Origin of the sequence: Mesoflavibacter sp. CH_XMU1422-2 (assembly GCF_037029245.1) — a bacterium.
Taxonomy (GTDB): domain Bacteria; phylum Bacteroidota; class Bacteroidia; order Flavobacteriales; family Flavobacteriaceae; genus Mesoflavibacter; species Mesoflavibacter zeaxanthinifaciens.
This window is the reverse complement of sequence record NZ_JAYMEE010000060.1, coordinates 1-21,033: the sequence shown is the minus strand read 5'-3', so window position 1 is coordinate 21,033 and position 21,033 is coordinate 1. Positions and strand designations below refer to the sequence as shown.

The 21,033-nt window shown below is 32.2% G+C and carries 19 protein-coding genes; 9 read left to right on the top strand and 10 right to left on the bottom strand.

All coding sequences use genetic code 11. The features are described 5' to 3' along the window. Positions 1-11: 11 nt before the first annotated feature. From fusA to rpsL, 3 genes are read right to left on the bottom strand one after another with little or no spacing between them, the layout of a single operon-like run. Positions 12-2,138: an elongation factor G gene (fusA, locus tag WA340_RS08915; protein WP_336128590.1), complete on the bottom strand. Its 2,127-nt coding sequence runs from the start codon at positions 2,136-2,138 to the stop codon at positions 12-14. A 6-nt stretch (positions 2,139-2,144) separates the two neighbouring features. After that, the gene (gene rpsG / locus WA340_RS08910) at positions 2,145-2,621 is read right to left on the bottom strand and encodes a 30S ribosomal protein S7 (RefSeq protein ID WP_027880215.1); all 477 of its coding nucleotides are present in this window, start codon (positions 2,619-2,621) and stop codon (positions 2,145-2,147) included. Positions 2,622-2,643: 22 nt separating this feature from the next. Beyond that, a complete protein-coding gene (rpsL, locus tag WA340_RS08905) occupies positions 2,644-3,018 on the bottom strand; it encodes a 30S ribosomal protein S12 (RefSeq protein WP_008269190.1) in 375 nt (124 codons plus the stop codon). 220 nt (positions 3,019-3,238) lie between these two features. Between rpsL and WA340_RS08900 the strand changes: the two genes are divergently transcribed. From WA340_RS08900 to rlmB, 5 genes are all read left to right on the top strand, one after another. After that, positions 3,239-4,888 (top strand): ShlB/FhaC/HecB family hemolysin secretion/activation protein, encoded by a 1,650-nt coding sequence (locus WA340_RS08900; RefSeq protein ID WP_336128588.1) that lies wholly within the window; start codon positions 3,239-3,241, stop codon positions 4,886-4,888. Positions 4,889-5,006: 118 nt separating this feature from the next. Beyond that, positions 5,007-8,309 (top strand): SusC/RagA family TonB-linked outer membrane protein, encoded by a 3,303-nt coding sequence (locus WA340_RS08895; RefSeq protein WP_336128586.1) that lies wholly within the window; start codon positions 5,007-5,009, stop codon positions 8,307-8,309. A gap of 17 nt (positions 8,310-8,326) precedes the next feature. After that, entirely contained in the window at positions 8,327-9,862 is a 1,536-nt protein-coding gene (locus tag WA340_RS08890) for a RagB/SusD family nutrient uptake outer membrane protein (protein ID WP_336128584.1), read from the top strand. A gap of 57 nt (positions 9,863-9,919) precedes the next feature. Continuing rightward, positions 9,920-10,663: a hypothetical protein gene (locus tag WA340_RS08885; RefSeq protein WP_336128582.1), complete on the top strand. Its 744-nt coding sequence runs from the start codon at positions 9,920-9,922 to the stop codon at positions 10,661-10,663. A gap of 71 nt (positions 10,664-10,734) precedes the next feature. After that, on the top strand, positions 10,735-11,469 hold the full coding sequence (rlmB, locus tag WA340_RS08880; protein WP_336128580.1) for a 23S rRNA (guanosine(2251)-2'-O)-methyltransferase RlmB: 735 nt from the start codon (positions 10,735-10,737) through the stop codon (positions 11,467-11,469). Here rlmB and WA340_RS08875 read toward each other — a convergent pair. Further along, on the bottom strand, positions 11,466-12,215 hold the full coding sequence (locus WA340_RS08875) for a rhomboid family intramembrane serine protease (protein ID WP_336128578.1): 750 nt from the start codon (positions 12,213-12,215) through the stop codon (positions 11,466-11,468). The two genes, rlmB and WA340_RS08875, sit on opposite strands and share 4 nt — an antisense overlap. A gap of 273 nt (positions 12,216-12,488) precedes the next feature. Here WA340_RS08875 and WA340_RS08870 point away from each other — a divergent pair, with 273 nt between their 5' ends. Next, positions 12,489-13,766: a replication-associated recombination protein A gene (locus WA340_RS08870; RefSeq protein WP_336128576.1), complete on the top strand. Its 1,278-nt coding sequence runs from the start codon at positions 12,489-12,491 to the stop codon at positions 13,764-13,766. 144 nt (positions 13,767-13,910) lie between these two features. Here the strand turns inward: WA340_RS08870 and WA340_RS08865 are convergent, their stop codons facing one another. The 4 genes from WA340_RS08865 to radC all read right to left on the bottom strand — a co-directional run bounded on the left by WA340_RS08865 (position 13,911) and on the right by radC (position 17,475). Then, positions 13,911-14,705 (bottom strand): hypothetical protein, encoded by a 795-nt coding sequence (locus tag WA340_RS08865; protein WP_336128575.1) that lies wholly within the window; start codon positions 14,703-14,705, stop codon positions 13,911-13,913. A 2-nt stretch (positions 14,706-14,707) separates the two neighbouring features. Further along, positions 14,708-15,394 carry a YjjG family noncanonical pyrimidine nucleotidase gene (locus WA340_RS08860; protein ID WP_336128574.1) on the bottom strand — a complete coding sequence of 229 codons (687 nt, stop codon included), beginning with the start codon at positions 15,392-15,394 and terminating at the stop codon, positions 14,708-14,710. Then, positions 15,384-16,685, bottom strand: a complete 1,302-nt coding sequence (locus WA340_RS08855) for a polysaccharide deacetylase family protein (protein WP_336128572.1) — start codon at positions 16,683-16,685, stop codon at positions 15,384-15,386. Before WA340_RS08855 ends, WA340_RS08860 begins: the two co-directional genes overlap by 11 nt. Before the next feature lie 91 nt (positions 16,686-16,776). Beyond that, complete coding sequence (gene radC, locus WA340_RS08850; protein ID WP_336128571.1) at positions 16,777-17,475, bottom strand: RadC family protein; 699 nt, start codon at positions 17,473-17,475, stop codon at positions 16,777-16,779. 63 nt (positions 17,476-17,538) lie between these two features. On the opposite strand from radC, the gene WA340_RS08845 reads away from it, so the two are divergent. The 3 genes from WA340_RS08845 to WA340_RS08835 all read left to right on the top strand — a co-directional run bounded on the left by WA340_RS08845 (position 17,539) and on the right by WA340_RS08835 (position 19,077). Then, positions 17,539-17,991, top strand: coding sequence for a DUF1569 domain-containing protein (locus tag WA340_RS08845; protein WP_336128569.1), 453 nt, complete (start codon positions 17,539-17,541; stop codon positions 17,989-17,991). 113 nt (positions 17,992-18,104) lie between these two features. Next, positions 18,105-18,704 carry an FMN-binding negative transcriptional regulator gene (locus WA340_RS08840; protein WP_336128567.1) on the top strand — a complete coding sequence of 200 codons (600 nt, stop codon included), beginning with the start codon at positions 18,105-18,107 and terminating at the stop codon, positions 18,702-18,704. Positions 18,705-18,708: 4 nt separating this feature from the next. Next, positions 18,709-19,077 (top strand): DUF1304 domain-containing protein, encoded by a 369-nt coding sequence (locus WA340_RS08835; protein WP_336128566.1) that lies wholly within the window; start codon positions 18,709-18,711, stop codon positions 19,075-19,077. 152 nt (positions 19,078-19,229) lie between these two features. Here WA340_RS08835 and WA340_RS08830 read toward each other — a convergent pair whose 3' ends face one another. Together WA340_RS08830 and WA340_RS08825 are read right to left on the bottom strand one after the other, a co-directional pair. Continuing rightward, positions 19,230-20,075: a hypothetical protein gene (locus tag WA340_RS08830; RefSeq protein WP_336128565.1), complete on the bottom strand. Its 846-nt coding sequence runs from the start codon at positions 20,073-20,075 to the stop codon at positions 19,230-19,232. Position 20,076: 1 nt separating this feature from the next. Continuing rightward, on the bottom strand, positions 20,077-20,898 hold the full coding sequence (locus tag WA340_RS08825) for a HipA family kinase (RefSeq protein ID WP_336128564.1): 822 nt from the start codon (positions 20,896-20,898) through the stop codon (positions 20,077-20,079). Between the last annotated feature and the right edge of the window lie 135 nt (positions 20,899-21,033).

Genomic DNA, 21,033 nt, shown 5'->3' with positions numbered 1-21,033 from the left:
TTTCTTAAGATTTACGATTCAGCGCCTTTAGCAGCTTTTATTACTTCTTCTGAAATGTTAGATGGAGTTTCTGCATAATGAGAAAATTCCATTGTAGAAGTTGCACGTCCTGAAGATAATGTTCTTAATGTAGTTACATATCCAAACATTTCTGATAATGGTACAGTTGCTTTTACTGTTTTAGCTCCTGCTCTGTCACCCATATCACTAACTTGTCCTCTACGACGGTTTAAGTCTCCTACGATATCACCCATGTTTTCTTCTGGAGTGATAACTTCTAACTTCATTATTGGTTCCATTATTACAGCTTTTGCAGCTTTTGCAGCAGCTTTGAAACCTAATTTAGCAGCTAATTCAAACGATAACTGATCAGAATCCACATCGTGGTAAGATCCATCTGTTAAAGTAACTTTCATAGCGTCTACTTCGTATCCTGCTAATGGACCATTTTTCATAGCCTCTTTAAATCCTTTTTCTACAGAAGGAACAAATTCTTTTGGTACGTTACCTCCTTTAATTTCAGAGACAAATTCTAAACCATCTTTTCCTTCTTCTGCTGGCTCTAAAGTAAATACAATGTCTGCGAATTTACCACGTCCACCAGATTGCTTTTTATAAACTTCTCTGTGTTCTGCACGTTGTGTAACTGCTTCTTTATACTCTACTTGAGGTTGACCTTGACTTACTTCAACTTTGAATTCACGCTTTAAACGATCTACAATAATATCTAAGTGAAGCTCACCCATTCCTGATATAATTGTTTGACCAGAAGCTTCATCAGTTCTAGCTGTAAACGTTGGGTCTTCTTCGGCTAATTTAGCTAAAGCCATACCTAATTTATCAACATCTGCTTTAGTCTTTGGCTCTACTGCGATACCGATTACTGGATCTGGGAATTCCATAGATTCTAAAACGATTGGCGCATTTTCTGCAGATAAGGTATCTCCTGTTTTGATATCTTTAAAACCTACTGCTGCTCCAATATCTCCTGCTTCGATAAAATCAATTGCATTTTGCTTATTAGAGTGCATTTGGTAAATACGAGAGATACGTTCTTTTTTACCTGAACGATTGTTTAACACATAAGAGCCTGCATCTAAACGACCAGAATAAGCACGGAAGAATGCTAAACGACCTACGAACGGATCTGTTGCAATCTTAAACGCTAAAGCTGAAAATGGATCTTTAGCATCTGGTTTACGCACAACAGAATCTCCTGTATTAGGATCTGTTCCTACAATATTATCTCTATCTAACGGAGAAGGTAAATAACGACATACAGCATCTAATAAAAACTGCACACCTTTATTTTTAAATGAAGAACCACATACCATCGGTATGATAGCCATATCCATTACAGCAGCTCTAAGCGCAGCATGCACTTCTTCTTCTGTAATAGAATCTTCATCTTCCATGAATTTCTCTAATAAATTCTCGTCGTAAGTTGCAACTTCTTCAATTAAAAGTGCACGGTACTTACGCGCTTCTTCTTTCATATCTTCTGGAATATCGATAACATCAAAAGTTGCCCCTTGAGTTTCGTCATGCCATACGATAGCTCTATTTTTTACTAAGTCTATGATACCTTTAAAGTCCGCCTCATCACCAATATTTAAAACGATTGGCACAGCGTTAGACTTTAACATATCTTTTACTTGTTGACATACCGCTAAGAAATTAGATCCTTGACGGTCCATTTTGTTAACAAATCCGATACGTGGTACTTTATAATTATCAGCAAGTCTCCAGTTAGTTTCAGATTGTGGCTCCACACCATCTACTGCACTAAATAAGAATACTAAACCGTCTAATACACGTAAAGAACGGTTTACCTCTACTGTAAAATCAACGTGACCAGGAGTATCAATGATGTTAAAGTGATAATCTTTAGTTTCTGGTAATGGTTGTGCGTTTTCCATTGGAAACTTCCACGTACAAGTTGTAGCAGCTGAAGTAATTGTAATACCTCTTTCTTGCTCTTGCTCCATCCAGTCCATAGTAGCAGCACCATCATGTACCTCTCCTATCTTATGAGAAACTCCTGTATAATAAAGAATACGCTCTGTTGTTGTAGTTTTACCTGCATCAATATGAGCTGCAATTCCTATGTTTCTTGTATATTTTAAATCTCTTGCCATTTCTTATTAAAATCTAAAGTGAGAGAATGCTTTGTTTGCTTCTGCCATTTTGTGAGTATCTATACGCTTCTTAACCGCTGCTCCTTCTTCTTTAGCAGCTGCTAAAATTTCTGAAGCTAGTTTTAAAGCCATAGATTTTTCATTTCTTTTACGCGCGTAGCTGATTAACCACTTCATTGCAGTTGAAACTTTACGATCTGCACGTATTGGATTAGGAATTTGAAACGTTGCACCTCCTACACGACGACTACGTACTTCTACGTGAGGCATAACGTTAGATAAAGCATCTTTCCAAATTTCTAAAGCTGTTTTTTCTTCATCTGTCTTTTTTGAGTCTACGATATCTATTGCATCATAAAACACCTTAAAAGCAACAGACTTTTTCCCGTCCCACATCATCATATTAACAAATCTAGTTACTAGCTGATCATTAAAACGAGGATCCGGTAAAAGAGGTCTTTTTTTCGCTTGTCTTTTTCTCATGTCTTCTTCTTAAAGTTTTAAATTACTTCTTAGGGCGTTTTGCACCATACTTAGATCTACGTTGTGTTCTACCTGCAACACCTGCTGTGTCTAAAGCACCACGAACGATGTGATATCTAACTCCTGGTAAATCTTTTACCCTTCCACCTCTAACCAATACTATCGAGTGCTCTTGTAAATTGTGACCTTCACCACCGATATATGCATTAACCTCGTTTCCGTTTGTTAAACGAACCCTTGCTACCTTACGCATTGCTGAGTTAGGTTTTTTTGGTGTCGTTGTATAAACACGAGTACATACACCACGTCTTTGAGGACACGAATCTAAAGCAGCCGATTTACTCTTCTTGGTTATTTTGGCTCTTCCTTTTCGTACTAATTGTGAAATTGTTGGCATATAATTTATATATAATTTTTTCGTTACCTCTTCTTAGAGGGCTGCAAAGGTAGAAATTAAAATCAATAATTCAAATCTTAAACCATTAATTTTCAATAGAATTTACTTTTTTATAAAATTCAGTTATAAATGATTAACTTTTTAGGTTAGTTTTACTCACCAAATAAAACATCATAATAATTTGCGTTTAAAACTTATTTTTCTCTACATATTTTCTCTTGTGATTTCAAAAAGCTATTCACAAGACAAGAAACTTAATATTATTGGTGTTGATAGTACAGAGACCTCAATTATCAATAAAATTGGATACAACATTCAACATACTGATATTACATCGATAGAAAAAGAAATAAAAAAAGTTAGAACCAATATTATCAATGATGGCTATATCAACACAGAACTAATTAGCTTGGATTCAATTTCTAAAAACTTATTTATTGCAAAATTTCATCTTAAAAATAAAATTGAAACCATCCATGTATACACTAATGATATTTTTAATGAAAAGTTTAAAAAGAGTTTAAAAGAAAAAATCTCAAATGACACTCTTATTATAAAGTACAAAAATTTAGAAAAAACCTTAGAAAATCTAACTGAAAAATTATCTTCTGATGGTTACCCTTTTTTATCAATCAAACTTTCAAATATTTCAAACATAAATCAAAACAGTTTAAGAGCAGATTTAAAAATAAACATTGAAGGTTCGAAAAGAAAACTTAATAAAATAATAGTTAAAGGGTATGAGAGTTTTCCTAAGTCATATTTAAAACATTACTTAAAATTAAAACAGAATACCAACTTTAGTATAACCGAAATAAAGAAAAAAACAAAAGCCTTAAACAATCTAAGCTTTTCTAATCAAATTAAAGAACCAGAAATTTTATTTAGCAAAGACTCAACACAACTCTATCTTTATATAGAAAAAATTAAAAGCAACGCTTTTGATGGTTTTATTGGTTTTACAACTAATGAAGAGACAAATAAAATTAAATTTAATGGATACTTAGACATCAAACTAACCAATAACCTTAATTACGGAGAAAGCTTATTAATCAATTATAAAAGCGATGAATCTGATCAAACAAATTTTAACATTGAAGCCAACCTACCCTATTTATTCAATTCTCCAATTGGCTTAAATACAGCATTAAAAATAGTTAGAGTAGATTCGACCTTTTCAAACACAACCCAAAAAGCGAATATCACTTTCCAGCTTAATAGCGAGAATTTATTTTTTGGAGGCATAGAATCTAGCAACTCCACAAACTTATCCTCTAACAATACGATTAATAATTCATTGATTGATAACTACAACGCTGCATTTACCAATTTTGGTTATCAATTTCTTAAAAGACAAAGTAATGTCCTATTCCCAATCAAAACTGATATTACATTAATTTACGGAACTGGTTTTAGGGACAACAACAATAAAACAAAACAGAACAAAATAAGCATTGACGCCAATCATATTTTTAATCTAAATGATAGAAATAGTTTATATTTAAGAGGAAAAGCTGAAATACTATCCTCTAGCAATTACTTAGAAAATGAATTATATCGGTTTGGAGGTATAAACTCAATAAGAGGGTTTTCTGAAAATAGTATAATTGCCTCTAATTACTACCTTTTAAATACTGAATACAGATATAATCTAAGCTCAAACATTTATATTAACAGCGTTGTTGATATAGCTACATTTAAAAACGAAACTATAAACCAAAATCAAAACCTGTACGGATTTGGTTTTGGTTTTGGAATATTAACTAAATCAGGAATATTAAGTTTTGTATATGCAAATGGTAAAAATGAAGAATTACCATTCAAATTAAATAATTCGAAGATACACCTTAAATTATCCGCAATATTCTAATCGAATATTAAGATTTTAGGAAATATTTATAAAAAAATCAAAATTTTAACCCATAATTATTGTTTAATTAAGTTTTTATTATGATTTTTGGCGTAGACTAATTCAAATAAATTATAAAATGAAAACAAAGTTTAGTGGAATTTTAACGCTATTCCTAGCGTTTGTTGTGCAACTATCTTTTGCACAAGAAAAAACAGTTTCAGGAGTTGTTTCTGACGAAAATGGCTTACCGTTACCATCGGCAACAGTAGCTGTGAAAGGAACATCTAACGGAACTACAACAGATTTTGATGGTAATTACTCTATCAGCACAAGTACAGGTGATGTGTTAACATACAGTTATGTTGGATATAGCACCAAAGAAGTAACTGTTGGAGCTAGTAACAAAATTGATGTTACTCTTGAGCCAGACAATACTCTTGATGAAGTTATCGTAGTTGGTTACGGTACTACAACAGAAAGAGCAAACACTGGTACAGCTAAAGTTGTAAAAAGTGAAGTTTTAGAAGCAAAAAACTTTGCCAATGTAACTCAAGCTTTAACTGGTGAGGTAGCTGGTGTTAACGTAATTAACACATCTGGTCAGCCAGGTACTGTAGGTACAATAAGAATTAGAGGTTTTGGTTCTCCTAACGGAAACAGAGCGCCTTTATATGTTGTAGACGGAGTTCCTTTACAAGGTACTTTTGCTCTTAACACTATAAACCCTTCTGATATCAAAAGTACTACGGTTTTAAAAGATGCTACAGCAACTGCAATCTACGGTTCTAGAGGTGCTAATGGTGTTGTAATTATTACTACCAAAAGCGGAACTTCTACTGATAAATCTTATATCGAAGTTGATTTAAAAACAGGTATCAACAACCAAATTATACCTAGATACGATGTAATCGATTCTCCAGAACAATACGTTGGTCTTGTATGGGAAGGACTGTACAACAGAGGTGTTGTAGATGGCAACCCAGATCCAGTTGGATTTGCAAACAACCGCTTATTAGGAGATAACGGTATCGGTGCTGGTTACAACATGTGGGATGTTGCAACAGGAGCAGAATTAATTGATCCTGTTACACGTTCAGTTAGACCTGGTGTAAACAGATTATTTACTCCAGAATCATATGCAGACGAATCGTTTGGTACTGGTATTAGAACTGAAGCTAACCTGAGAATGGGTGGTGGAAGCGACAAATCAAGATACTATGTGTCTTTAGGATACCTTAATGACGAAGGTTATATCATAAATTCTGATTACAAAAGATATACTGGTTTAATTAACTTAAGTACAGATATCAAAGATTGGTTAAAAGTAGGAGCTAATGTAAACTATGCATACTCTGAAAGCACTAATAATGGTCAAACTGATGGATCAGAAAACATATTTGAATTTGCAGATAAAATGGCACCTATATATCCTGTTTATGCAAGATTCCCTGGTACTGGTCAATTAATCCCAGATCCAATATATGGTGGTGCTCAATTTGACTTTGGATCTCCTACAGCTTTAGCTAATGGTTTTGATAGGTCTCGACCTAATGCAAACTTATTAAACCCAGTAGGATCAGCTATTTTAGATTTTAACGGAGGTGATAACCACGCCTTAAATGGAAACTTCACTACTGATATAAACATAACTAAAGATTTAAAAGCTGAAATTAGATATGGTGCTCAGTACAGGTTCCAAAGATTCTACAACGTAGGTAACAACAATTATACGATAGCAGCTAACTCTAACGGTACGTTAACGGTTACTGACTCTCAACTTTGGAACACAAGTTTCTTACAGTTATTAAGATATAACAAGACTTTTGGAAATCACTCTATAGAAGCTTTAGTAGCACACGAATCTAACGAGCAAAGATCTGATGTTTCTCAACAGTTTAAGCAAAATGTATACCAACCAGGCATCTACAATCTGTCTAACTATGCAGAAAGTACTTCTCCTGCAATTGGTACCACAACTGGTTCGGCAATCGAATCTTACTTTGGTCAAGTTAACTATAACTACAATGGTAAGTACTATGTAACAGGTTCTTTAAGAACAGATGGATCTTCTCGATTTGTAAATGACAAATGGGGTGTATTCGGTTCTATTGGTGGAGCATGGGTAATGAGTGCTGAAGACTTTATGGCAGATAGTTACATATCTTATTTAAAGCTTAAAGGTTCTTACGGTATTACTGGTGACCAAGATGGTGTTTCTAACGTATCTGGTTATACAATCTACAGTAGAGAATTTGTTGGTGGTGCAATTTCATTACCAGAAACTAGACCTGGAAATCCTGACTTAACTTGGGAAACTTCAAAAATGACTCAGTTTGGAATAGAATCTACAATTGGTAGATCTAGATTCTTAGATGTTAATATTGATTATTATAATAAGTATACAGATAACTTATTTTTCCCTCAAAGAAGAGGTCCTTCTATCGGGTTTGCTTCTATCTTAGTTAATGATGGAGAAATTTCTAACAGTGGTCTTGAATTTGACGTAACTGCTCATATAATCAAAAACAAAGATTTCCAATTAGATATTTCTGCTAATGGAGAAATTATCAGTAATGAATTTAAGAAAATGCCAATAGATGTATCTACTGGTCAAGAAAAAATTCTTGATGTTCAAGGTTTATATGCTTGGTCTAAAGGAAGCTCTATCTATGATTTCTACATGAGAGAATGGGCTGGTGTTGATCCAGGAGATGGTTCTCCATTATGGTACCAATACTATGATGATTTAAATAACAATGGTGTCTTAGATGCAGGTGAACCTACATCAACTGATAACTTCTACATTGGAAATGGTACTGAAGAATCTTTAAATGGAACAGGATCTCTTTTTGAATATCAACAAAAAGTAGGTAATGCTAACATCAAAAGAACTGTTACTAAAACATACGCTAATGCAACAGAAGTATATTTAGACAAATCTTTTATACCTGATTTAAGAGGTGCGTTTAGATTATCTGGAGCGTTCAAAAACTTTGATTTCTCTGCACAATTCACTTATAGTTTAGGTGGTTATGCTTATGACTCTCAATATGCTGAATTAATGAGTGATCGTTTTGGTGCTGCTGGTAACAACTACAGCACAGATATCCTTAACAGATGGCAACAGCCTGGTGATGTTACAGATGTGCCTTTACTATCTGACAATGCTGTTGTTAATGGTACTTCTACATCATCTAGATTTATCATTAGTACAGATTACATAGCGCTTAACAATGCTAGAATTGGATATACTGTACCTAACAAATTAATATCAAAATCAGGTATTGATGCTTTAAACCTTTGGGTTTCTGGAGATAACTTAATGATTAACACTAAGAGAGAAGGATTTAATCCATCTATTAGAGAAAATGGTAACTCTGGAAGACAAATTTATGCACCTGCAACAACTATTACTTTTGGTGCAAGAATTAAATTTTAAACAAAAAAAAAGAAATTATGAAAAATATATTTAAACAAACTTTAGCTATAGCGGTGATTGCCTTGTCTTTCAGCTGTAGTGAAGAGTTCTTAGACAACACAGGTGTTGCTGGTGAAAGCCAACCAACAGCATCTTTTACTTCTGCTGATGCAGAACAGGCTGCAGAAACAAACACAAATATACCTGCAGCATTCGTAAATGGTATTTACGCTCAAATGATTCAAACTGGATCAGGAGGAACAAATCTTAACCATGATGACTTTGGTCAAAAAGGTTATGATATTTACGGTGATATGCTTTGTGGTGATATGGCACTTAGTGTTAGTACATATGGATGGTACAGAGCAGATATTACTGAATTCCAAGCTCCTCAGGATTTCACAAGAGGTCGTAACAGAATGGTATGGAGATACTATTACAGAATTGTAAGATCTGCAAACAACGTAATTGCTTCTTTAGGAGGTAATGACGCAGTACCTGAGTTAGATGAGAATAAATATGCAATGGGACAAGCTAAGGCGTTAAGAGCTCATTCTTATTTTTACTTAACACAATATTTTCAAAAAGAGTATGTACCAAACGAAGCTATTTTACCTCTTTATATAGAGCCTGAAATTGAAAACTTACCAAAGTCTACAGCTGAGCAAGTTTACAACCAAATGGAAGCGGACTTAATGGATGCAGTGACTCTTTTAGATGGTTTTAACAGAACAGCTAAAAACCAAGTTGACCAAAACGTAGCTAGAATGATTTATGCTTACGTTTTAGGTGCAAAAGGTGGAAGATGGCAAGACGTAGCTGACTTGACAAATGATGTTATCACAACTACAAGTCACACAATGTTACAGCCTGCTCAAGTAACTGTTGTACCTGCAGATGGTACTAGTAATGCTTTTAATGATGTTAATTTTACAGACAACTGGATGTGGGGAATTGACATTACAGAAAACAATGGTTTAGGTTTAGTATCTTGGTGGGGACAAGTTGATTCTTTCTCATATAGTTATGCATGGGCTGGAGATTACAAAGCTATAGACGCAAGTTTATTCGCTGCAATCCCTGCAAATGATGCACGTAAAGGTCAATTCTTAAACAATCCTGCTAACGGAAGACACTTACAACCTTTATTTAAGTTTGCTGCTTCTGGTACAATTGGAGGTGCTTCTCAAACTGTAACTGCAGATTACGTTTACATGAGAATTGAAGAAGCTTACCTATTAAATGCTGAGGCTAACGCTAGAGTATCTAACGAAGCTGCTGCTAGAACAAGCTTAAAATCTTTATTAGATTTAAGAGTACCTAGTTCTGCTTATGTAGATACTTTAACAGGTCAAGCACTTTTAGATGAAATTTACTTACAAACTCGTATCGAGTTATGGGGTGAAGGTAAGAGTTATTTAGCTATGAAGCGTAACCAAGCTACCGTAACTAGAGGTTCTAACCATTTATCTTTTGTAGGACAACCAATTCCTTATAATGACGAAAGAATGCAGTTCGAAATTCCACAAGATGAAATTCAGAACAATCCATTTTTAAGTAACCAAAATCAATAATATAATTTCACACTTCTATGATCTATATTTCATAGAAGTGTGTTAAAAATACAAATCATGAAAAAATTAAAATTATTTACATGTTTAGCTATTGGGGCAGCATTCTTTTTTTCAAGTTGTGAAAAAGAAGAAGTTGAAGCACCAGGAACAAACTATGTAGCTTTCCAAGGACAAGCTATAGATTTAGAAGTTGAAATTAGCGGTTCTAGTACTCAAAATGTATCACTTTATTCAGCAAACGTGGCTGGTAATGACAGGACTTATAATGTTGAAGTTTTGTCTGCATCTACAATAGACCAAACTTATATTACAGTACCTTCAACTGTTACTATACCTGCAGGATCTAATAAAGGAGACTTAGCTGTTTCTATTAATGATTATGCTGGATTAGATGGTGAGCCAGCAACTTTATTATTAAACGTTACAGAACCTAATTCAGATGGATCATCAATTGGTGAGCCTGCTACAATTAACGTATTTAGAGAGTGTTTAGAAAACAGATTATTTTATTACACAGTTTTTGATGATTACCCAGAAGAGGTTTACTGGAGAATTATTGATCTTAACGCTGGTGTTATTGTTGCTTCTAACAATGCAACTCCTGGTTATGGTGGATATGCTGGCAGAACAGGATTTGCTAACTTACCTATTTGTTTAAGCGATGGAGACTATAGACTTGAAGTTTATGATGCATATGGTGATGGTGCTGGAGAAATTTATTTATTAGATGGAAACAAATCAACACTATACTACTCTGATGGAGATTATGGAGGTGGTTTTGATTTTGATTTTTCTTTATAAGACAATCATTTAAGAATAAAAAACAAAAAACAGCCTGAGAAATCAGGCTGTTTTTTTTATACCTTTACGCCATGCAAAAAACAACACAAATTTTTGGCTTAAGAGCTATTATAGAAGCTATAAATGCCGATAAGAACATTGATAAAGTCTTTTTACAAAAAGGTTTAAAAGGTGATTTATTTAAAGAATTAGAGTCTTTAATAAATAGTAATAGAATAAATGCTTCTTATGTCCCTATTGAAAAACTAAATAGATTAACACAAAATAATCACCAAGGTGCAGTTGCACAAATATCTCCTATTAAGTTTTATGATATTGAAGAGTTGCATGAGCAAGTTTTAGAAAAAACTTCTACTCCACTCTATTTACTACTTGATCAATTAAGTGATGTACGCAATTTTGGTGCTATTATAAGAACAGCAGAATGTACTGGTGTAAACGGAATCATTATTCAATCTAAAGGAGCTGCTCCTGTTAACGGAGATACTATTAAAACAAGTGCTGGTGCTGTATTTAAAGTACCTATTTGTAGAGTATCACACATTAAAGATGCTGTGTTTTTTTTACAAGCATCTGGTGTTAAAGTCATTGCTGCTACCGAAAAAACAGAAGACACGCTTTACGATGTCGACTTTAAAAAGGCTTGTGCCATTATTATGGGATCTGAAGGAAGAGGCATTAATCCATCTGTTATTAAAGCTGCAGATTATAAAGCTAAATTACCTTTGTTAGGAGAGATAGAGTCATTAAATGTTTCGGTTGCTTGTGGTGCATTTTTATATGAAGCTGTAAGACAAAGACGTTAATCGTCTTTATTTTCTCTAAAAGTATATTTTATTTGTATTGAATTTTGAGCTGAAGACTTCTCTTCTACCTCTATATCTTCTTCTTTACTTTCAATAAAATTACCGTTTTCATCAAAGTGTTTTAAAAACTCATCTTCTTCTTCGTTATAATTTGGTTGTTCCCAAACATATCGTTTTGGTTTTGCTATTTGCTTTCTAAAAACTAAAGCAAAAAACAAACCTGTTATTAATCCTGATAGATGTCCTTCCCAAGAAACACCTTCTTTTAATGGCAAAACATCCCAAACCATACTTCCGTAGAGAAAAACAACCAACATAGATAAAGCTACTAGTCTATAATGTTTTGCAAAAACACCTTTAAAAAAAATGAAACTAGCTAAAACATATATTAATCCGCTAGCTCCAATGTGATAAGATGGTCGTCCAATACACCATGTTAAAAAACCCGAAAGTAATATACCGTATCCTAAAACTTTAAATGCTATCGGTCTGTAGAAATAGAATAAAGCTGCTGAAAGAATAAATAACGGTATTGAGTTATGATACAAATGACTAATCCCGCCATGTATAAAAGGACTAAAAAAAATACCTTTTAAACCTGAAAGTTTTTGAGGATAAATACCTAATTTATTTAAACTGAAACCAAAACGAATTTCGATAGCAAAAATAAGCCACAATAGCATTACAAATCCTAACGGATAAAGTAATACTTCTGGACTGTATTTAAATTGCTCTTTTTGTTTCATTGTAGTGAATATAGCAAATAGTTAACCAACTTTGAAGTGTTGTAAAATTGTCAGCTAGTAAGTGCGTGAGGGATTATTCATTAATACTTATTTTTAATTTATGTATTCATGATTACTTCGTAGTTAAGCAATTGTTGGAGCACATCTTTGATTGCGACTTGCGAAAGCCCGACTTTTTTTGATTTTTTTTCAAAAAAAGGCACGCCATAACAAAGTTAATAAGTTGTTTGGTTGTAATTATTGTTTTAAAAAAGTTTGATTTAATTTTACAAGATGAACACGCCTTTAGCCGAAAGATTAAGACCACAAACGTTGGATGATTACATTAGTCAGCAACATTTAGTGGGCAAAAACGGAACGTTAACCAAACACATCCAACAAGGGTTAATCCCATCGATGATACTTTGGGGACCACCAGGAATTGGAAAAACTACATTGGCAAACATCATTGCTAACACGTCTAATCGTCCGTTTTATCAATTAAGCGCCATTGCTTCTGGAGTGAAAGATGTTAGAGATGTAATTAATAAAGCAAAGGAAAGCGGCGGATTGTTTACGGCTAAAAACCCAATTTTGTTTATTGATGAGATTCATCGTTTTAGCAAATCGCAACAAGATAGTTTACTACAAGCGGTAGAAAAAGGTTGGGTAACTTTAATTGGCGCTACTACAGAAAATCCTAGTTTTGAAGTTATTTCGGCATTATTGTCACGTTGTCAGGTTTATATTTTAAAAGAGTTTGAAAAAACCGATTTAGAGGCACTTTTAAACCGTGCAATTGAAAAAGATGAGATTTTATCCAAAAAAAATATAAAGCTTAAAGAAACCAACGCTTTATTACGTCTTTCTGGTGGTGATGCTAGAAAACTACTTAATATTTTTGAACTCATTATTAACGCAGAAGATAGTGACAAGATTATTGTTACCGATAAAATGGTAATGGATAAAGTAGAAAGTAATACGGTACGTTACGATAAAACTGGCGAGCAGCATTATGATATTATTTCTGCATTCATAAAATCTATACGTGGTAGTGATCCCAACGCAGCAGTTTATTATTTAGCACGTATGGTTGAAGGCGGCGAAGATGTAAAATTTATAGCTAGACGTATGTTAATTTTGGCTAGCGAAGATATTGGTAACGCTAATCCAACTGCTTTGGTTATTGCCAATAGTACATTTCAAGCAGTATCTACTATTGGTTATCCAGAATCTAGGATTATTCTTAGCCAATGTGCTACTTATTTAGCGTGTTCGCCAAAAAGTAATGCGGCGTATATGGCAATAAATAATGCACAACAATTGGTCAAACAAACTGGCGATTTAAGCGTACCGCTTAACATACGTAACGCACCAACAAAGCTAATGAAAGACATTGGTTATGGCGAAGACTACAAATACAGTCATAATTACGCTAACAATTTTGCTGTACAAGAGTTTTTGCCTAAAGAAATAGCAAACACACCATTATACCAACCTGGTAATAATGCTAGAGAAAATGCGCAACGTGAGTTTTTAAAACAGCGATGGAAAGATAAATACGGGTATTAAAATATTTTGGGCGTTACCCACTTTTGCTTTTAATGGCAAAAGTGCGTCAGGCTTTCGGTAGTCGCAATCAAAGATGTGCTCCAACAATACCTCAATCCTTAACGCAGATGAAACAAAGAATCTATAAATAAGAGATTAACTCTTTTAAAACTTAATATCAATAGATTTAATCTGTAAAGTACCATTGTCGTTGGTTGCAATCACCCAATTATTATTTATTTTGTACATAACAGCATCTTTACCTTTTACAATGTATAAATCTTCTTTACCAGAATATAAAATGGTGTAAACCGTTTGACCTTGACTATTTTTTAATTTATAATTAATGACTCCAAATGCTTCGGCGGTAAGTGCATTATTTGAAGAGTTTTTATATCCTTCTTTTACTGGTATTTCAATTTCTTCATCTATTTCTTCTTCATCAACTTCTTCAACCAATGGTGCTTCTGTTACTTTAGGTAATGGAGTAACAATAACTTCTTCTACTTCACTTTCAGTTTCTTTTACTTCATATTTATGACTGAAATTAGATAAACTACTAAAAGCATTTCTTACAGCTTCGTTGTATGCTACTATATATTTTTTTTCTCTAGATTCGCCTTCTTCTGTGGTATAAACAACTTTACCTTGACAATCTTTAAACAGAAATTTTATTTTAGTCTTAAACATAGAAGAATCGTCTATTGCTGTAGTTTTTAAAACTAAACAGTTATTTTGTATCGCATCTTCTGGTAAGGTATCTTCTTCTAATAAAACAGTAAAATTTTGTTTTTCTAACAAAAACTTAGTTAAACCATTTACACGGTATTGACCTGGTTCTTTTTGAAATTTAAACTGGTTTGGAACAACAATATATTTAAAGTTATTTAATTGGTCTTGAGCTGATAATGCGGTGCTAAATAGCACTGTGAAAATGAATAGTATTTTTGAAAATTTCATCTTTATAAATATTTCTTTAAGTCTAATAAATGATTGATAATTTTTATATCTGGAGCTATAGTTTCTTTATGATAATTAAAGCAAATAGCATCTAAACCTATATTTAATGCTCCTAAAATATCGGCTTCATAATTATCGCCAATCATAATACTATTTTTAGTTGTTGCATTGGCTAAATCTAAAGCGTGATTAAATATTTTAGGGTTTGGCTTTTTTACACCAACCATTTCTGAATTTGTTATAGTTTCAAAAAAATGAAATATGTTTGATTTTTTCATCTTATGATGTTGTACTTCTTCAAATCCATTGGTTATAATATGTAATTGATATTTTGGTTTTAGATAATCTAAAATTTCAAAAGTACCATCAAATAAATGGTTTTGATTACTTAAGTTATCTATATAATCCTCTGACAGTTGATTAATTACTTCTGCCTCTACTTCTATATTCAAAGCATCAAATGTGTCTTTTAATCTATAAAATCTTAAGTGTTCTTTGCTTACTTTTTCTTCTCTATAAAGCTTCCAATATTGCATATTTAAAGGCTCATAAACTTCTAAAAATTGAGGCAAATTAACCTGCAAATCATTCTTCTTAAAAATGAAATCAAAAGTTAATGCCGAGTTCTTATCAAAATCCCAAAGTGTGTGATCTAAATCAAAAAAAATATGCTCTATATTATTGTTCATCTACTGAGTCTAAAATTGTATTAAATAGTGTTTTAAAATGTTGCCAACGTGGTATATTACTAAATGTATAATTATGAAAAACAGGTACAAAATTACCGTTTACAGCTTTAACTTGTTTAATTAATTTATCTAAAGCTTCTTGTTTGTCTAATAACGAATTATACTTTAAAAATGCAAAATCTAAAGCATGATATGGTACTATTTTTAGTGGTGTTTGGACCTCGTAATCTAAATCATAAAACAAAAATGGTGTACAAGTTCCTGCTCTAAAGCCTAAATGATTAACGTAGCCCATTGTATAATCTTCAGGTATTTCTAATTCGACTAAATTACGATAAGATTCTGGTAAATTTACTTTAGAAAAAGAATGTCTAGAACCTGCTATATTTGTATTAATGATAGCTTCCATTCTACTCTTTTCAATCTTTAACAATTCAATATCATTAAGAGCGAAAAAGGAAGATTTTATACCAACCTGACAATAATCTGCTACATGCTTAATTAAAGACACAAACTTTTGCTTTTGACTATTTATGTTTTTATCGTAGGTAGAAAAATCGCCAACCAAAAAGAAAAACATAAATTTAAAATTTCGTTTTTTCTGGCGGTTAATGATGTATTTATACGTGTCATAAGGATCTTTTCTTGCGCCTAGTAAAACGCCTAAACGCTCATAAACATCTTTAAATCTAAATGCAAAAAAATCTTTAAAGGTTCCGCCAAATGTACGCATTACTCCTACCAATTTATACCTATAAGCTATAGGTACATCTATAACTGGTGTTACTGTATATTTTTTATCAGGAAATATATAATTAGGAAATTGTTCTTTTAATATAGTTTTAAACTTATATGCCCAAATATCTACTACTGGTTGCGTTAAAAATTGATTATTATAAGCTAAACTTTCTTCAGCAGGAAAACGACCATAATTGTCCTTTACGTGTGGTAAATACTCTTCATATCTACTAATTAAATAAAATGTTGCCGCAAAAATATCGTAGGGCAAAGCGCTTTTATCTCCTGCAGGAAAAAAGCATTTAGTCTCTTCCCAATCATAAATATTAATATCTATATCTGATAAACCTTGCTCAAATAACAAATCGTTGGATCTAATAAAAACCTCGTTACTTAAAGGTTGTTTTGCATAAGATATTTTAAGGCTATCGTGAGCAATAAAATCTTCTATAGTTGTTGTAAATTCTACAGGAATCCCAAGTATTCTAGTACACACTTGTTTAAAAGTGTATTTAACACGTGGCGTAATTTTGTGTGTGTAAACTAGTAACATTAACGATTGAAATTATAAGGTTTAAAAGTACCAAATTCCTGATTTAAAAAAGCATTATTTTAACATCAGTTTTAAAGAAATTGTCATCAATTTACAGCAAAGCTTCGTCTGCAAAACTAAAATATGCCCGTTCTGTAATTATCAAATGATCCAAAACTCTTATATCCAAACTTTGGGCTGCAACCTTTAATTTTTGAGTAATATCTTTATCGGCTTGACTTGGTTTTAATGTTCCGGAAGGATGATTATGCGCCATAATGATAGCTACTGCACCAACTTGTAGCGCTTGTTTTAAGACCAAACGCGTATCTACTAAAGTACCTGTAATTCCGCCTTTACTAAGCTGTAATTTATCAATAACTTTATTAGAATTATTAAGATAAATAATCCAAAATTCTTCATGTGGCAACTCACCAATCATGGGTTGCATTAACTCAAAAACCGATTTGCTTGACGTAATTTTAAATTGCTGCAAAGCTTCTTCTGCACGCCTGCGTCGTCCTAACTCTAATGCAGCAGCAATACTTATGGCTTTAGCTTCGCCAATGCCTTTAAATTGCATTAATTGCTTAATGTTTAATTTTCCTAACTGGTTTAAATTATTGTCTACGCTAGATAAGATGCGTTTACACAAATCTACAGCGCTTTCCTCTCGGTTTCCAGACCCAATTAAAATGGCGACTAATTCGGCGTCACTTAAGGCTGCTTTTCCTTTTTTTAGAAGCTTTTCGCGTGGTTGATCATCTTCCGACCAGTTTTTTATTGAAAAAGATAGCTTTTTTTCAGACATTTGATAAAACTACACAATATTTTGTAATTTTTAAACTCCAAAAAACCAACTAATTATCTAAATATGAAATCTATTTTTGAAACCGAAGCTAAAGCTGAACTATTAAACCGTTTAGAAAATCTTGATGCTGAATCGTCTGCTAAATGGGGAAAAATGAACGTGAATCAAATGCTGGTACATTGTACAAAACCTATTGAATTAGCTCTAGGCGAAAGCACTATTAAAAAACCTAATTTTTTAATGGGTATGATGATGAAACTTGTTGCGCCAAGCCTTTACAACGATAAACCTTGGAAAGAAGGTTTACCAACCGCTAAAGAATTTATTATAGTTAACACTGAAGCTTTTAGCACCGAAAAAGATAAATTAAAGTCTAAAATTGAAACAATGAGTACATCTAAAGACTATTTTGAACCTAAAAAGAAACATCCAGTTTTTGGTACGTTTACAGCAGACCAATGGGGAAAAAGTGCTTACAAACATTTAGACCATCATTTTAGACAATTTGGTGTGTAGTTTTGACTATGCTCTGCTATCAATTTGACTACACTATGCTTGTCAAAGCTTAAAAACACTTCGACAAGCTCAGTGTGACAAAATAAAACTTTAAATACTTTCAAACTTAAAAAGTGTATCCTCCAAAAAAACATCAAGATAATGACCAGCTTCATCATATTGAAGTCATAAAAGCATATCCGTTAGCCACATTAATTTCGGTAAAAGATAATCAACCTTTGATAACACATTTGCCATTAATATATCGCGAAACCGATGGTAAACTTATTGGTCATATTGATATTTATAATCCGCAAACGGACTTGCTTCAGCATGAAAATGAAGTAACCATAATATTTTCTGGTCCGCAATGTTACATTTCGCCAAGTATTTATACCACAACACAATTACCAACGTGGAATTATATTAAAGTACACCTTACCGGAACTGTTACCAGAATTGAAGACAAAGCTGCTTTAAAACAGTCTTTAATTACGATGACCGAGTTTTTAGAAGCGCCAGAACACAAATACGTTTTAGAGCCTGACAACCCAAGATTAGATAAAAATTTAGATTATATTAAACTGTTTGAAATAGATATTAAAACTTGGGAAGGCAAGTTTAAACTCTCTCAAGATAAACTACCAAAAGACAAAGAAATCGCCAGACAACAATTAATTAAAAGCAGTCAAGATAGTATTAAGGCGTTTTTGGATAAAGTATTTAAAAATTAAAATCATGAATATACTAACCAACATCATCATAGCCATAGTAGCCTTGCTTCACCTCTATTTTTTATATTTTGAAATGTTTGCTTGGGAAACCAAAGGACCAAAAATTTTTAAGCAGTTTCCTAAAGATTTATTTACACCAACCAAAGCATTGGCAGCAAACCAAGGATTGTATAATGGTTTTTTATCTGCTGGATTAATTTGGACGTTTTTTATCACTAACCCAACGTGGCAATCTAACATTGCATTATTCTTTTTAGGTTGCGTTGCTGTTGCTGGTATTTATGGTGCAATAACCGCTTCTAAAAAGATATTTTTTGTACAAGCTTTACCTGCTTTGATTGGGATTTTGTTGGTTGTTTTACAAATGATGTAAATTGACTTTGTCGAATTTTTATTCTAACTTCGTTTAACAATAGTTGTGCAAAATTTGAAATTACGGTAAGTTTGAAAAATTCAGGAAATAAAATCAATCAGAAATTCTAAAAAGAAGTAAAATAAAGAATTCTGATATAATAGTATCTAATTTTAATCAAAAAAAGGTCTGACATTATTTTTTTGAATGTAATCTTCAATAATGCCAACTTCGCTAATATCGACAAACTCAAGAAATTCGGTATCTCTAATATGTTCCCATAGCAAATGATTTTTGTTTACTCTCTTTTGAGGTTCTCTTCCTAAAACAAAATATTTTCCTCTAGAGTCACCTTCTAATTCTATAGCTTTTGTTAAAGACACAAATCTAGTAACATCATTTTCAAGATAATAATGACTTTTTTCAAAATCTATTGTTTGACCAGCTACAGGTATTCCATTAACACCTATAAAATCTATATCTATTGGTGCAAATAAATTTTCAAAATCATCAGAGGTCAATGTCTTTTCAATGTTAACCCTCTTTTGAATTTTAGGAAATAATTGCTTTTTGACTATAGAATGAACATTAAATTCAGGTTGAACATTTGCGTCTTCAGAAAACTTAAAAATATATTTCTCAAAAATTCTTTTAAATGTGTTATCATTTAAATCTACATCAATGGTTTTTGGTTCAGAAAACTGAATAATATTATTTGAATATCTTGAAAGATAAACTAAATAACTCTCATTAATCCAATCGCTCTTAAAATCTCTTTTGATAAATAATTTATCAGAATCAACTATATTATCAGAAACAATCTCTTTATCAATTGATTTTAAATAACTTTTAACTAAACCGTATCTTTCATTATTTAAAATCCCTTTAAAAGCTGAAAGCTTATCTGAAGAGAATTTAAAATAATTTTTCGAACCATCAGACACAAGAACGCCTATACTAACTCTTTCATTAAGAGTAGTATTCAAATTAACGTAAAGTATTGAATAAATAGTTTTCATTTTAATTAGCTACAAAAGATTGTATAAACTCTCTAAAGTTAGATTCACATTGATTTTTCCAATCATCAGAAAATAAATTATTAATAATTCTTTTTTTAATTAAGACTTTATCAATATTCCAAGAGTCTGGTACTAAACCTAAAATATTGTCTAATTTATTTTCACATTCTTTGGTGCAAATGTATAACATTTCAACCAAGTTATCCACAATGTCTGTTAATTTCCTGTCTTTTCCAAATAAAATTTTTGCTATATCTGTTTTAATTATTGAATCATCCTCTGTCAATTCTGCTATTCCATAATCAAGAAAAGTTGAATTAAAAATGTTTACGTGGTCAATTGCATAAAAAAAATTTATTTTCTCAGGAGAAACATATAATAGTAAATTAAAGTTATTATAATTCCTATCTTCATTTGCTGTCCAAATATCAAACAGTGCTATTTTTAAAAAATCAGCCTTATCAGATATTTTATCTCTAAAAGATTTTTCCTGAAACATTGACACCATAGTGTGGTCTAATTCTTTAGAAGTTTCTAGATATAAAGACCCAAAACATTCCTTTTCAAACCAACCTAACTGTAATTGCGGAAATTTATCATTTGGAATATGTTCTCTTTTAACATTAATAAAACAAGTTTCGGGTGTTTTAATTCCCCATATTTTAGCAAATTCAGATGCTATCAACTCGTTAAACAAATATTTAGGAAACCTATCATACTTACATACCCAATCTCTGAAATCATCGCAAGTTACAAGTAGCGGACTACTTCCTTGAGTGTCAAAAACTTTATGAACATCTTCAATTGTATGAAGTAATTGCATTAAAAAATTATTATATACTTATTATACAAGCAAATATATCAAATAAAAACTTTGCACAACAAAGAACTGAGGCAATAAACAAGTAAAATATTAATTATTTATTGCTAGAGTACTTCTATGTTCACCATTGTAAGG